A 13156-nucleotide genomic window follows, 5' to 3' on the forward strand; every position below is an offset into this window, starting at 1 on the left:
AATGAATATAAAATCAGCATTTTATCTGCATTTTTCCCATGTCATTCCCTGGAAAGTCGTATGTTTTCTGCTTTCTTCCATGGGCTGCGGTTTTCCGAAATGATAGCCCTGGGCTTTATCACAACCGATTGTTTTCAAAAACTCGAAGTGTTCTTCGGTCTCCACACCCTCTGTCAAAGTGACATGTCCGAGGCTGTGTGCGGCCTGGATAATAAAACCGAGTACGGTTCCGGCCTTTGGATTCCTGTCATACTGCCTTAAGAAGGCAAGGTCAAGTTTTAGCGTATCAAACTTGTAGTCAAGGATCGTGGTCAGGGAAGAATAACCGCTTCCGAAATCATCAATCCATACCTGATAGCCAAGCTCCCTGAAGTGATCGATTTCTCTTTTTATAAGCGCATCATCCTCCATGAGGGCACTCTCGGTAACTTCAATATCCAGCATATTTACCGGCATTTCTACTTCATTTCTGTATTTTTCAATCTCATCAATGACATTGCAGAGGTTGAAATCAAGCCTTGAAAGGTTTATGGAAACAGGAACAAGCATCTCGCCTCTGTCCCTGAGGTCGGCATAGTCCTCGCAGACCTTTTTTACCATGAACATATCAAGCTTGTGGATCTGTCTGTGTTCCTCGAGAATTTCAATAAAGCCACCCGGCGGGATCAGTCCCTTCTCGGGATCCTTCCATCTTGCAAGAGCCTCATAACCGCAGATTTCTCCGGTTCTGGTACGAATCACGGGCTGATAGAACACCTTGATATTCTCATTCTCCACAGCATCATCGATATTATCGAGGACAAACTGCTGCATCTGAAGCTTGGAATGAATATCCTCGTTATAAAAAGCATATGGTATGTCATATCTTTTCTTGATATTCTTGCACGCAAGCCTTGCATGGTCACAGGCAAGGCCGATATCGTTGCAGTCCTGTTCAACCTTATAGATGCCTGCCTTTATCTCAAGCTTTGCACCCGGAACAAGTTTGGCCACATCATCGTGAATCTTAAGTACCGTTGATTCAACATCTCTTGAAAAGGTACATACCACGAAATGATCCTCGGAAAATCTCGCAACCATGCGCTCCAAAAAAGAGTGCCACAGAAGTCTTGCAATATCGTACAAGAGCTCGTCACCCTTCTGGAATCCGTATTTTTCATTAAAAAGCTTGAAATGATTAAGATCGAAATAAATGACGGTTATTCCCTGTCTTCTGATTTCCATATCCGTCATTTTTTCCTGAACAACCTGATAGAAGTGCGCCTGATTCCACATTCCGGTGAGAGAATCCATCTCCTGATTCATCTCAAGAACCTGTGACTCGGCGTAGCTGTTCTTATTATTGTTGTAATATTCGTTCTGATCTATATCCACTATGTAGACATAGTAATAGCTCACCCCGCCCTCAGCATGGACAAGGTGACCAAAATCCTCTACATATCTGAGTTTCCCGCTCTTGGTCTGTATCCGATAACGCACGTAATCGTGTCGCATGGCACCAAAAACGGTCTGCTTGCTTATGGCTCCCTGGGTTGCTCCGTAGTCCTCAGAATAGACCATTCCACTAAAACACCCGCCGGTAAGGTTCATGAAATCGTCCAGTGAATCGCATTCGTAGAGCTTTACTATATTTTCATCCGCAAAAACTATTTTTCCCGAATCCTCGGCATTGTATATGAAAAATCCGGCCGGTACTCCCTGGGGAATACCTCCGTCTTTCATCTTTACAGCTTTACTTCTTGTTCTTTTCTTAACTTCAGTCATCCGCTACCCCCTCATAAGAAAACGCTAAGTATGGCATTTCAAAACCCATACCGCCATTTAAATTGTAGCCTATGCGGAATGATAAAAGAATTAACTTGAAATAAAAAAACAATAATTATTTTCTGTAAAGAAACTTACTTGCAGCCCATATCGCAACCTTGTAAGGAAGCGGTCTAAGCGCTTTGTCGGCGTTCTTAAGCTCCTCTATTATGTGTATGTGCTGAGGACAGTGACTCTCACATTTTCCACAGCCGATGCACTGAGTGGGAAGCGCCGGCTTCTTCTGCAATCCTATGGTCTGCATATACTCCCATCTGCCGGAATTCTTATTTTCGGTGTACATCGTGTTATAGCATCTGAAAGCAGTGGGAATATCCACACCTCTTGGGCATGGCATACAGTAGCCGCAGCCCGTGCAGCCAACCTTCATTGACTCATTGATACTGTTCTTTATCTGTTCGATAAGAGCAAAATCCTTTTCAGTAAAATCGCCCACTTCCGCATCCGATGCCACGCGGCAGTTTTCATCAACCATTTCAAGGCTGTTCATTCCGGAAAGGATACAGGTTACCTGAGGCTGATCCCAAAGCCACCTGAATGCCAGCTCCGGCGCGGTTCTGTGTTTTTCATCTTCGGCGATGAGTCTCTTGGCTTTCTCGGGAAGGAGATTAACCAGTTTTCCTCCGCGAAGAGGTTCCATGATGATAACCGGAATTCCCTTCTCTCCTGCTGCCTCAATGCCCTTTCTTCCCGCCTGTGATACCTCATCAAGGTAGTTGTACTGAATCTGGCAGAAGTCCCAGTCATAGGCATTTAAGATTTCTATGAACATATCGGAATTGCCATGGAATGAGAAACCGATGTTTCTTATCTCACCCGAAGCCTTCTTTTCGGCAATCCAGTCCTCAATTCCCAGCCTCTTTAGTTTCTCCCAAGCTTCAATATCTGTGAGCATGTGCATTAAATAATAGTCGATATAATTCGTACGAAGCCTGGAAAGCTGCTCTTTGAAATATTTATCTATAGCTTCCCTACTGGCTATAAGATATTGCGGCAGCTTTGTCGCTATATTGATTTTATCCCTGATATTATTTTTCTCAAAAATCTCACCTATTGCTGCTTCACTTCCGGAATAGATATAGGCGGTATCATAGTAGTTAACACCCTGCTCAAAGGCTCTCATTATCTGATCGTTCGCCTTTTGCATATCAATACCGCCGGTTGCATTTTTCTGAAAACGCATGCATCCGAATCCGAGAGCTGAGATTTCTTCCCCATTTCGGTTTTTCCTATACTTCATAGTCACCTTCTCCTCCCATATTGCAAAAAGGGGTCGTACTATTAAATGAGCTTCTCAACGCATGCTGCGACGTTTTCCATCTTCTCAGTGGGCTCGAAGCGTGCAACAACCTCACCGTTTCTGTCTACTACAAACTTTGTGAAGTTCCATTTGATGTCAGGATTGTTCTTGTAATCCTTATCAATCTTCTTAAGCATTACGCCCATTGCAAGTGCTGCGGGTCCTTTGCCAAAGCCTTCAAACCCCTTCTGCTCCTTGAGATACTTAAAGAGCGGAAGCTGATTCTCTCCGTTGACATCAGACTTCTTCATCTGAGGGAACTTTGTGTTGTAATGAAGCTGGCAGAACTCGTGAATCTCATCGTCTGTTCCGGGTGTCTGGCCTGCAAACTGATTGCAGGGAACATCTACAACTTCAAAGCCCTGATCGTGGAACTTCTCATACATATCCTCGATATCCTTGTAGTGAGGTGTAAAACCGCATCCGGTAGCTGTGTTTACAACAAGAACAACTTTTCCCTTAAAGTTCTCCATTGAAATCTCTTCGCCCTGTGCGTTAGTTACTGAAAAATCATAAAATCCCATGGTATAAACCTCCATAAATAAAAACTGTTGCGTTGATAGCAATAAATTATCGTCTTAATTTAATGCTATTATATTGCGCGCAATCTTTATTGTCAAGAGTTTTATTTTCAAACTCTATTTTGTCCGGATTTTCAAGCTTTTCAGGTACTCCTTCTGCTCGGGTGTAATCCGATAACTTTCGACTGATTTCTGGATTGCTTTATTGTGAGTCCAGGGCTCGAGACGTTTTTCTTCTATAAACGGAAGTATCGCATCATACTGTTTCGCAAGGGCTGTTGCAAAATACCATGCGGTCATCATATTAACGTAGTACTCGTCAGACCTGATATTAACTACCATTTCCGGATATGATATATCAAAATCGTCATCCAGGAAATGCTGCATGAGCATACCGGTCCCGAATCTGATGGTGTAGGTTTTGTCTGAAGTAATCCATTTTTTTATAGCAGAAAGAAGCTCTGTCTTATTTTTCTTAAAGACCTTTGGTGACATCTGGTCACAGGTTGCCCAGTTATCAACATACGGCAGGAACCTTTCCACCTCCTCTATGCATTTTCCATAGTCCTTTATCTCGGATATCACGAAGGCATGTATCTGATCCTCATCAAAATATTTGTGAGGAAGGTCTGTCAGAAAATCCTCAATATCTTCCCTTTTATAAAGTTGCTTCGCATACTTTCTAAGATCCGGTGTCCGGACACCGATCATTACTTCGGTGTCCTTTCCGGGAATCAGTTTTACCTGAAAATCGCGATATTTTTCGTCCTGCAATTTAAAGAGTTCTTCTCTTATCTCTTCTGAAATTTTGCTCATGTTTCCCCCAGTGAATGATCTGCTTAAACTCTTATCAGCTCGTACTCTCTTGTACCAAGCCCAATCTTTTCTCCGTGCTCAAGCGTCTCTTTCCACTTAACATTGGGATTGGAATCAAGGAAGTGATCATGGTGATGATGCCATCCCTCCTGTGCAAGGTGGTCGCCAAGCTGGCTGTTTCTTATAGGCTCTGCCTGCTGGCAAAGATCGGCGCAAGCCTGATCAAGAGCCACCGGATCGAAAGATGCAAGCATTCCGATATTGGGAAGAATCGGCGCATCATTTTCACCATGGCAATCGCAGTTTGGTGATACATCCATGATAAGCGAGATGTGGAAGCAGGGCTTTCCGTTGCAGATAGCTGCCGTGTATTCAGCCATCTTCGAACATAGGGATTCAAGAGCCGTTCCACTCTGATTCGATATGGCATCAAAAGCGCAGGCACCGATGCAGCGTCCGCAGCCTTTACAAAGGTCCTGATTTATTACGGCTTTACCGGTTTCATATGAGATTGCATCCGAGCCGCACTCCTTAGCGCACTGCTTACAGCTTCTGCAAAGGTCGGGATGCACTATAGGCTTGCCATCGTTATGCTGAACCATTTTTCCTGCGCGGCTCCCGCCGCCCATACCGATGTTCTTGATAGCTCCGCCAAAGCCTGTCATCTCATGACCCTTGAAGTGCGAAAGCGAGATAATAACATCCGCATCGTAAAGAGCTCTTCCAATATATGCTTCCTTACAGTACTCTCCGTTCGGCACCGGAACTGTAGCTTCATCAGTGCCCTTGAGGCCGTCTGCGATGATAACATAGCATCCGGTTGTCACACTGTTAAAACCGTTGACCTCCGCATTGTACAGATGATCAACCGCGTTCTTGCGGCTTCCGGGATACAGCGTATTACAGTCTGTCAGGAACGGCTTACCTCCAAGTTCCTTGATGACATCTGCAACCGCCTTCACATAGTTTGGTCTTAAATAGGAAAAGTTGCCAAGCTCTCCGAAATGCATCTTGATTGCAACAAATTTTCCTTCAAAATCAATATCTCCGATTCCTGCCTTGCGGATCAGCTTTTGAAGCTTTACGCCCTGGCTCTGATCCAGTTTTGTTCTAAAATCCGTGAAATATACCTTTGCCTTGCCCATAAAGAAACCTCCTGACATAAAAAATCAATTTTGCCCTATTAAATATTATAACGTTTCCTTGCCATATATAAAACATATGTGTCATCAAAAACAACCCTATTTCCGGCTTCAATAACCGCGCTCCTTATTCCTTCATAAAATTTTGTTTTATAAGGCTCCGGGAGCACTATGTGGTCACAGTGAGTTCCGCAAAAGGCTACATACTCGTCTGCTGTAAACACGCGCTGACCATAAAACTCGTGCTTTTCAAAATCCACATAGCCGTAATCCACTGCATTCTCGTATCGAAATGAACCATGTTTATACTCTGTCTCCGGCTTAAAATATTCATCGTAAACCTTTTGAATATTGCTATAGAGTTCTTCATTTGAGGTCTTGTAATCAGATTTTGTCATCATCATCGCCAGGATTCCGCCGGGCTTAAGTAAATCAAAAGTCTTTGAGAAAGCTATCTCCTCCGGAATCCATTGTATGGTTGCTGCAGAGTATATGAGATCATATTTTTCATCTGTGAAATCATGGGTAATGAAGTCATCATTTACGATATGGAAATTCTCATACTGTCCAAACTTCTCTTTCATCTTCTGATAAAGATGTTCACCGAGTTCTATGGCATGATAATCACATCCTGTCTTCAAAACAGGTTCCGTTGCCTGACCGGTTCCGGGGCCAAGCTCCAGAGCTGACTTCCCTGGGCCAATCTCTGCATAGCTTACCAAATAATCAAACAGTTCCGGGCTATACCTCGGGCGGTACTTATCAAACTGCTCCGGTATAGTATCAAATACTTTTCTGAATTCCATCTCCTGTCTCCTTTCTCCACTCCGGTTATTCCCTTAGAATTGTGTCTTCTCTCTGAAACGAACTACTTTTTTCAGTTCTGTATTTCACGTAACATATATTCCGCATATCGCTTTGCGAGAGCATGATCGTAAGCGGTTTTCGCGGCATCAGCATATTCACACATAGCCGCTCTAATAAGTGTATGATACTCTTCGGGAACGTTATCAAGAGCCCATTCCCCGCCTTCCTTTTTGGAGAGAATCAGTTCTTCTTTCTTGTATGCCAACACTCTTGCTAGATTAAGAGTAGTGTACATCGTGCTATCTATGATGTCCTCCTGTGCTTCAGCTATATCTTCCCATATCGAGTCCAGATAATCAGCCTTAGGAACAGGTTCAAAAACGTCTTCTATAGGTAGTCCGAACAGGCACTTACCTCGTTTACTGATTATAGTAAAATGAGCCGCTAAGTCCTTGTCTGATCCCTTCATCTTCAGGATATAATCTTTCGGATTGTCCCTATACCATCCTTTGTGCATTTCTGAAAAATGAAGTTCAAAGGGCGTAGGATAAACAAAGGGCTTGCACACATTTTTCGTTACAATGCTCATCTCAATGCCCTTAGCAGGACCTTCCTCATTAACTACCACGACCATATCCATGAATCTTCGCTTTACGTCATCCTGCACAGGTTCATTCACGACCACAATCAGATCCAGATCACTCTTTTCAGGGTTAAAACATCCCATCACGGCTGAACCGTGTAAATAAATGCCTGTCAGATTATCTTGTAAAATCTCCCGCGATTTCCTGACAAATTTGTATAATAGTTCCTTCATACCATTCCTTTCTCTGGCGCAGGAAGTTCACCTAGCACCGCACAGATATCCTTCTCTATGGAGTACAGATACCTGATTCTGCCAATTGTGTTTGCAACTTCAATCTCTCCTGCTTTTATATCCTCATCGGTATCGCCTTCCATTGCCAGTGCACGCCTGAGATTATATTCAAGCCATTCCACCCATGTATAAGCTATCCCGCAAAGTTCATCGTAGGCTCTGAAACCGTTATCATAGGCATTCAAATAACCTTTATAAAAAGCTGCCAAATTCTCACTGCTGAATTTCTGATTAACTGCTCCTGCCCATTGTAGTGAAAGCTCAAGGCAAGATGCGATTGGATTACTATAGCCCAGGCACTCCAGGTCAATTACGAAAGGCTCGCCCTTATCCCACATAATATTCTTTGGATCCATGTCATCATCGCTGATTACCTGCATCGGTGGAAGCTTTTTTCTTGCTTCATTTAGTTTATCCTGCGCAGTTTCAAGAATCTCGATGCTTTCTTCAAGCAGAGATGCGATGCTGCATTCTTTTTCTTTAGCCTTTTTCAAATATCTTCTAAAATCTATTTCTGATAGTTCTGGATCAGATTCCTCATCATTTTTCGGATCAATAGCATGTATTTTTCCAAGTATCTCCCCAACTTTATAACACTGCTCTTCTGAAATATTGTTCCAGTCTGTTATTTGGCCTTCCTGCCATTTAAAGATGTAAAAATATCTGCCATCTGCTTTCAGCATCTTTTTGCCTTTAAAAGATAAAGCCGAAACTATCGGAATGTCATTGTCCTCAAGGATAGCTTCCAAAGCTTCCGCCCTTCCATAATTATCAAAAGCTCCCGGCCTCTTCATAATTTCCGGATTCAGGCACTTTACCGCATAGGTTCCCTTATCAGTCTGAACCTTAAACATTTTGTGCATTAAGCCGCCGGATACCGGCAAAATATCGCCAATCACCCTGCCTAACGCATATCCTTTCTGAGAATAATTCGTAAACAGATCTGTAATAGCCAAATGATTCTCTGAACATTGTTCTTCTGTCATTGTTTATCCCCTTTAAACTTGAAATTCCGCATTTCTCTTTTTCTTTACAACAAATCCCAATAATAATCCCACACAAAATCCTGTTAAATGAACAACAAATGTTCCTAACCCAAGGAAATTAGATAGAATCATATAGAATAGCAGGTAACGATTCCCACATAATTCCTTATATTCATGCAGTAACGAACTATCCCTGATAAACCACATAGCCATCAATCCAAGAAAACAAAATATAGCCGGAGATGCGCCATACATGTATCCATTCGGAAATATCAACAAAAAAACTGCTCCCGAAACAAATAGTCCGACATGATATATAAGACAAATGAATGGCTTACTCAATTTTTTCTCAATATATAAACCCACATACCATAGTGCATAAACATTGGCTGCCAGATGCCATACAGTTGGATGCAAATATCCGTAAGTAACTAATCTATAAAGCTCCCGTTTATTAAAAAGAGTCTCCTGCGATGCTCCCAATAAATCCACAAGTTTTCCGCCACCGGTAAAAGCAATCATAATCAAATTGTATTTTCGTGATAGTACCAAATTGACCAGGAAAACTGCCACAAAAATTATACTTATCACTGCTGCAAAACTGTTTTTACAAATCTTACTCATAAACATCTATTCATTCTTTTTCGATTCTATAGAATCTAAAGCCATCTTCTTCCTTTAAAAGCTCAAAGCCAAGCTTTTCCAAAATATACAACATTGTTAGTCTCTGCATTTTTATAAAATACACCCACATAATCCTTCAGATATTTTTCCACATCATCCCAATCAATTGACCGTTTTCCTTTAAAAATAATGTCATTTATCATGACAATATTGTTTCCATCTGCATCCTTTATTACAGACACATTTCTTCCCTGGTTCCCTTTTTCCATATACTCCTATCTGCCTGCTTCTTCCTGCATCTTTTTCAATTCCTCATAGTATGCCTTATACCTATATGCAGTCCTGCGGCTGTTTGTGCCTTTAGCCACAATCTCCATAATTGTCATGCCATTTTCATATTGAACCGCAAAGTCGTTATATGATTTCATCCAATGTTCATCATGCTTCTGTCTGCCGGCAAACTTTTTGTTCTTATAATATCATGCTAAATCTTGTATCTCTACGGTTAGTAGAGCACAATGTAGCGCCAGGGTATAGTCACTTTCCTTTGCGTAGGGTTACAATGATAATGTATCTGCTTTACGCTATAGTTGTAACCAAAAACCTGTGGATAGGAGGCATTTATGCTAGATCAGACGAAAACCGGAATGTTCATATGCGATTTACGGAAAGAAAAAGGTCTTACCCAGAAACAACTTGCTGATGAAATTGGCGTTAGCGACAAAACGGTTTCAAAATGGGAAAATGGCCGCGGAATGCCCGACACTTCAATCATGCCTGATTTGTGCAGAGTTCTGGAGATAAATATCAACGAACTATTATCCGGCGAGCACCTGACCACAGAGAATTATAACGGAAAGGCGGAAGACAATATGGTACAGCTTATTAAAGACAATGAAAATGAAAAGAAAAAGGAAAAAGGCCGAGTTATCGGGACTGTTATAGGGCTCATTCTTCTGGTAATGTTTCTATATATTATAGTCATAATATCAGGCGGTGTCGGTCAGGTGATATGGTTTATTGATGCACCTTCTCTGTTTGCTGTTCTTGGGATTCAGCTTATAGGTCTTGCGGCATCAGGACAGTTTTACAATTTCTTCAGAGGCATTAAACTTACATTCGCACACAAGTCAGTTTCTTCGGAAGAACTTCCGGCATTGGGACAAAGATCTGCAGATGCTATAGGATTGGGAATAAAGATTACAATTCTTGCAGGCGCAATCTCCAGTCTCATTGGTTTTGTGCTTACTATGCAGAATCTCTCCCAACCTGAAACCATAGGCCCCACTTTGGCAGTATGTGTATTGACGCTGTTTTATGCTTGTCTTATTGCACTATTTTTGTATGTGATCAAAGGACGCCTACATAGATTATGTGAAAACTGATCCAAATAAAGTATCAAAAAGTCCGTTTCATTTTCGCTTGAAACGGACTTTTTTGCTTTTACTTAAATTCCGGTGCCACAAATTCAACGCCTTTCATAAGGCATTCATCCATCGTAAAGCCACTGTCAGGTCTGATATTGTACTCTGCAAAATCATAAGTCCAAAGTGTATCTATATCCTTATCAAGCTCGCTTTCTTTCCACCATGAATAAGGAATGTTCGTATCATCAACTTTGTCAAATCCTTGCTGAGCTAAATATTTTTGGAGTAGTTCTTTGTTCTCTCCACCTTTATCTCCGTATGGAAATCGAAATGGTCTGTATTTCCTCTGAACTCCGGCTTCTTTATATAATTCATCCAATACCCTCTCGCACTCTTCAATTTCCTTAACTCCTTCATTAAAAGAAATCTCCGAGAAATGCGGATGAGTATAACTGTGATTCCCGACAATAACACAGTCAACATATAATATGTGCGGCGTTTATCACAACGTTAGACTTATTTTTCAAATTCAGAAAATACATCTTCTTTACTCCAGCTTCGAAGTTGGCCAAGCATAAACTGTAATTTACTGTCTATCCACTCTCTGGTATAAATTTCCATATTGCGAGCGGCGGCATTGCCATAAATGCGCACTACTTCTTTTGGTTCCTTCTTATTTATCTCAGAACAGAATTCAACATATTCATCAATTTTCCCTAATAGCTTCTTCCATTCCTCGGCAGCTTTCCCCGGCATATCATTCCTCAAATATGCTGCAACTAAAAACTTATAGGTATCTCGATAATATCCCTGACAATGCGCTTTCATCTTTTCATTTTCCATAAATTTGTCCATGATGGATAATCCCCAAAAACATTTTTCCTCGACTTCATTTAATGGACTGACCCACATCATACTTTCAGCAGTATATAAAATCTGCTTGTTTAAAGCTCTTATGAAGTTTTGATAATTGTCACGGATTTGTCCCTTCCAATTCTCCCTGCCTTCTTCCGTGTCAATGCTTATAAAGTATGGTAGAAGCGTTTCCTTAAGCATATTGTTGCTGATAGAAGGAAGGGCTTCAACATGCTGCATGCCCTTTTCCCATTCACCTGAGTGCCAGCAAAGCCATGCAAGTGAAAAGTGGCATTTATCCACAAGCGCCTTATCTCCTGAGTATCGAATAACCTGCATCGCTCTGTTTTCAGTTCTCCTAATAAGCTGTTTCCATTCCTTACCATCATTCTCCATAAGCCCGGAGTACTAAGAATTATTTGGATTTACATAGCGGCTCATATGCCCAACAGCCTGAACAAAGCTAGTCATAATACCATAATTAAATATATTCTCTTCGCACTGTTGATCCAAATATTGAACTGCATTTAAAGCTCCCTGAGACTGTTCTCCACTATCTCGAAGAGTATTAGCTTTCTGCTCCACTTCCTCTGCGAAATTCACATCATAGATCTCAGTATTAAATCCAAACAATGCATCTGTTGATACGTTTAAAGCCTGTGCCAACGGAACTATCTGAGTAACATCAGGAAGCCCTGACCCGCTCTCCCATTTGCTAACGGCCTGGCTTGTAATGCAAAGAATACCTGCCAGTTCTTCCTGCGTATATCCTAAATCATGACGATATTTTTTTATATTGTTTCCTAACGACATATGCATTTACCTCTTTTCAGTTTTTTTCAATAGATGCATCTTTGATAACTTCAATTTAGCAGAAACCAAAGAGGATTCCTAACAACTTGTTCTCGGAGAAAATACAACTTAGCGTTGAATCAGAATGTTTTACTGTTATGTATTTATAATATGGCAGCATGTATAAGTTCTTTAACTGTCCCATCCCTTAAAACAAAATTTGATGTTTCATAGGTTACTATCAATCTGTCTCCGGGAATTATTCCATTAGCAATATATGAATCTATTTTTCTAATAGCTTTATCTGCATAATCGGGATCATCCATTCTCCCATCATGTTCCCAGTATACTTCTTTCCTGGTTCTTTTACTAAGCAATGTAAAATCCGGATATATGGTACCATATCCTTTCAGTAACAGTGGACACTCATATTTATACTCAATTCCCATATCATAAAATGTATCCGCCAAAATTTTCTCTGATTTTGATCGTACTCGTTCTCCTTTTTTGCTAAGTATCACCGGAGCCCCTTCAGCAAATCCTTTCCCTTGATATGGAACCTCCTTCCACTTCTGAATTCTCTGCTCGAATGGGGTTTCAACAGGTTCTACCATGTTTTTCCTTATATCACTTTGTGAATTGTATATCTCCAGTAGTTCATCGTCTTTATATTCATTGCAAATGTTTTCCAGTTGCTTAAGTCTTCGGTCAACAATTCTTTTAATTCTCTTGTCATATGCTTTCTGCGCAAGAGGCTTTACTATATTGCTATTTTCTCGCCTTATGTACTCCCCCTGCCTTTTACACTTTTCATTCTTGCCTGTACAAAGCATATACTGCGGTCTCTTTCCGCAATTTGTAATTCTTAGAGTTCCTTCCGGTGCTGAAGATAACCTATCTTCTACACATTTCTTTATCTTCATTAACCGTTTTTGTTCCTCCTTTAGTAACCCTAAAGTCGTAAATTAGATACTCAAAACGATTATTTACTCATTTTTATTGCTTGGCCATATGGCGCAAATCCTTGAAAATACTGACATTTAAGCGCTTTTTGTATTGACTTTTATTTGAGTATATATTATAATAAATATATACTCAAATAAGGAGAGTGCCTTATGCCAGCAAAACCATCAGGAGAGATCAAAACAAAAATAGTACGTCAGCCTCAGAAGAACGGTGATATCTACATTCTGGAGAGGCAAACCATCTATGATCCCGACAAAAAATACAACAAAGTACTAAGCA

The 13156-nt window shown here is 41.0% G+C and carries 16 protein-coding genes; 1 reads left to right on the forward strand and 15 read right to left on the reverse strand.

Annotated features, from left to right (window positions below; genetic code table 11):
* Window positions 1-21 precede the first annotated feature (21 nt).
* The 11 genes from BLR42_RS15130 to BLR42_RS22865 form a co-directional block, all read right to left on the reverse strand.
* Window positions 22-1764, reverse strand: a complete 1743-nt coding sequence (locus BLR42_RS15130) for a putative bifunctional diguanylate cyclase/phosphodiesterase (RefSeq protein WP_091870844.1) — start codon at window positions 1762-1764, stop codon at window positions 22-24.
* 115 nt (window positions 1765-1879) lie between these two features.
* Window positions 1880-3064: an aldo/keto reductase gene (locus tag BLR42_RS15135; RefSeq protein ID WP_091870847.1), complete on the reverse strand. Its 1185-nt coding sequence runs from the start codon at window positions 3062-3064 to the stop codon at window positions 1880-1882.
* Between the two features lie 41 nt (window positions 3065-3105).
* The gene (locus BLR42_RS15140) at window positions 3106-3648 is read right to left on the reverse strand and encodes a glutathione peroxidase (protein WP_022763075.1); all 543 of its coding nucleotides are present in this window, start codon (window positions 3646-3648) and stop codon (window positions 3106-3108) included.
* 114 nt (window positions 3649-3762) lie between these two features.
* Window positions 3763-4461 carry a DNA alkylation repair protein gene (locus BLR42_RS15145; RefSeq protein WP_091870849.1) on the reverse strand — a complete coding sequence of 233 codons (699 nt, stop codon included), beginning with the start codon at window positions 4459-4461 and terminating at the stop codon, window positions 3763-3765.
* 23 nt (window positions 4462-4484) lie between these two features.
* Window positions 4485-5606: a DUF362 domain-containing protein gene (locus BLR42_RS15150; protein ID WP_091870852.1), complete on the reverse strand. Its 1122-nt coding sequence runs from the start codon at window positions 5604-5606 to the stop codon at window positions 4485-4487.
* Window positions 5607-5644: 38 nt separating this feature from the next.
* Window positions 5645-6409 carry a class I SAM-dependent methyltransferase gene (locus BLR42_RS15155; RefSeq protein ID WP_091870855.1) on the reverse strand — a complete coding sequence of 255 codons (765 nt, stop codon included), beginning with the start codon at window positions 6407-6409 and terminating at the stop codon, window positions 5645-5647.
* 71 nt (window positions 6410-6480) lie between these two features.
* Entirely contained in the window at window positions 6481-7227 is a 747-nt protein-coding gene (locus BLR42_RS15160) for an aminoglycoside adenylyltransferase domain-containing protein (protein WP_091870857.1), read from the reverse strand.
* Window positions 7224-8273: an aminoglycoside phosphotransferase family protein gene (locus BLR42_RS15165; protein ID WP_091870861.1), complete on the reverse strand. Its 1050-nt coding sequence runs from the start codon at window positions 8271-8273 to the stop codon at window positions 7224-7226. Before BLR42_RS15165 ends, BLR42_RS15160 begins: the two co-directional genes overlap by 4 nt.
* A 12-nt stretch (window positions 8274-8285) precedes the next feature.
* Window positions 8286-8897, reverse strand: coding sequence for a rhomboid family intramembrane serine protease (locus BLR42_RS15170; RefSeq protein WP_170832809.1), 612 nt, complete (start codon window positions 8895-8897; stop codon window positions 8286-8288).
* 62 nt (window positions 8898-8959) lie between these two features.
* Window positions 8960-9166, reverse strand: a complete 207-nt coding sequence (locus BLR42_RS15175) for a hypothetical protein (protein WP_207648557.1) — start codon at window positions 9164-9166, stop codon at window positions 8960-8962.
* Between the two features lie 6 nt (window positions 9167-9172).
* Window positions 9173-9325, reverse strand: coding sequence for a hypothetical protein (locus BLR42_RS22865; RefSeq protein WP_170832810.1), 153 nt, complete (start codon window positions 9323-9325; stop codon window positions 9173-9175).
* Window positions 9326-9520: 195 nt separating this feature from the next.
* Here BLR42_RS22865 and BLR42_RS15180 point away from each other — a divergent pair, with 195 nt between their 5' ends.
* Window positions 9521-10282 carry a helix-turn-helix domain-containing protein gene (locus BLR42_RS15180; RefSeq protein WP_091870865.1) on the forward strand — a complete coding sequence of 254 codons (762 nt, stop codon included), beginning with the start codon at window positions 9521-9523 and terminating at the stop codon, window positions 10280-10282.
* A gap of 58 nt (window positions 10283-10340) precedes the next feature.
* Here BLR42_RS15180 and BLR42_RS15185 read toward each other — a convergent pair whose 3' ends face one another.
* The 4 genes from BLR42_RS15185 to BLR42_RS15200 form a co-directional block, all read right to left on the reverse strand.
* The gene (locus BLR42_RS15185; protein WP_091870868.1) at window positions 10341-10754 is read right to left on the reverse strand and encodes a polysaccharide deacetylase family protein; all 414 of its coding nucleotides are present in this window, start codon (window positions 10752-10754) and stop codon (window positions 10341-10343) included.
* A gap of 26 nt (window positions 10755-10780) precedes the next feature.
* Complete coding sequence (locus BLR42_RS15190; protein WP_139165183.1) at window positions 10781-11359, reverse strand: hypothetical protein; 579 nt, start codon at window positions 11357-11359, stop codon at window positions 10781-10783.
* A gap of 168 nt (window positions 11360-11527) precedes the next feature.
* Window positions 11528-11932: a helix-turn-helix domain-containing protein gene (locus BLR42_RS15195; RefSeq protein WP_170832811.1), complete on the reverse strand. Its 405-nt coding sequence runs from the start codon at window positions 11930-11932 to the stop codon at window positions 11528-11530.
* Window positions 11933-12075: 143 nt separating this feature from the next.
* Entirely contained in the window at window positions 12076-12834 is a 759-nt protein-coding gene (locus BLR42_RS15200) for a hypothetical protein (protein ID WP_091870874.1), read from the reverse strand.
* Window positions 12835-13156 lie beyond the last annotated feature (322 nt).

The organism is Butyrivibrio sp. INlla16 (genome assembly GCF_900104155.1).
Classification (GTDB): Bacteria; Bacillota; Clostridia; order Lachnospirales; family Lachnospiraceae; genus Butyrivibrio.

Bases quoted from the DNA above. Each gene is read 5' to 3' on its own strand.
- BLR42_RS15180 (WP_091870865.1), top strand. From the start codon at position 9,521: ATGCTAGATCAGACGAAAACCGGAATGTTCATATGCGATTTACGGAAA.
- BLR42_RS15195 (WP_170832811.1), bottom strand. From the start codon at position 11,932: ATGTCGTTAGGAAACAATATAAAAAAATATCGTCATGATTTAGGATAT.
- BLR42_RS22865 (WP_170832810.1), bottom strand. From the start codon at position 9,325: ATGAAATCATATAACGACTTTGCGGTTCAATATGAAAATGGCATGACA.
- BLR42_RS15165 (WP_091870861.1), bottom strand. From the start codon at position 8,273: ATGACAGAAGAACAATGTTCAGAGAATCATTTGGCTATTACAGATCTG.
- BLR42_RS15145 (WP_091870849.1), bottom strand. From the start codon at position 4,461: ATGAGCAAAATTTCAGAAGAGATAAGAGAAGAACTCTTTAAATTGCAG.
- BLR42_RS15135 (WP_091870847.1), bottom strand. From the start codon at position 3,064: ATGAAGTATAGGAAAAACCGAAATGGGGAAGAAATCTCAGCTCTCGGA.
- BLR42_RS15190 (WP_139165183.1), bottom strand. From the start codon at position 11,359: ATGCAGCATGTTGAAGCCCTTCCTTCTATCAGCAACAATATGCTTAAG.
- BLR42_RS15170 (WP_170832809.1), bottom strand. From the start codon at position 8,897: ATGAGTAAGATTTGTAAAAACAGTTTTGCAGCAGTGATAAGTATAATT.
- BLR42_RS15130 (WP_091870844.1), bottom strand. From the start codon at position 1,764: ATGACTGAAGTTAAGAAAAGAACAAGAAGTAAAGCTGTAAAGATGAAA.
- BLR42_RS15155 (WP_091870855.1), bottom strand. From the start codon at position 6,409: ATGGAATTCAGAAAAGTATTTGATACTATACCGGAGCAGTTTGATAAG.
- BLR42_RS15160 (WP_091870857.1), bottom strand. From the start codon at position 7,227: ATGAAGGAACTATTATACAAATTTGTCAGGAAATCGCGGGAGATTTTA.
- BLR42_RS15140 (WP_022763075.1), bottom strand. From the start codon at position 3,648: ATGGGATTTTATGATTTTTCAGTAACTAACGCACAGGGCGAAGAGATT.
- BLR42_RS15150 (WP_091870852.1), bottom strand. From the start codon at position 5,606: ATGGGCAAGGCAAAGGTATATTTCACGGATTTTAGAACAAAACTGGAT.
- BLR42_RS15200 (WP_091870874.1), bottom strand. From the start codon at position 12,834: ATGAAGATAAAGAAATGTGTAGAAGATAGGTTATCTTCAGCACCGGAA.
- BLR42_RS15175 (WP_207648557.1), bottom strand. From the start codon at position 9,166: ATGGAAAAAGGGAACCAGGGAAGAAATGTGTCTGTAATAAAGGATGCA.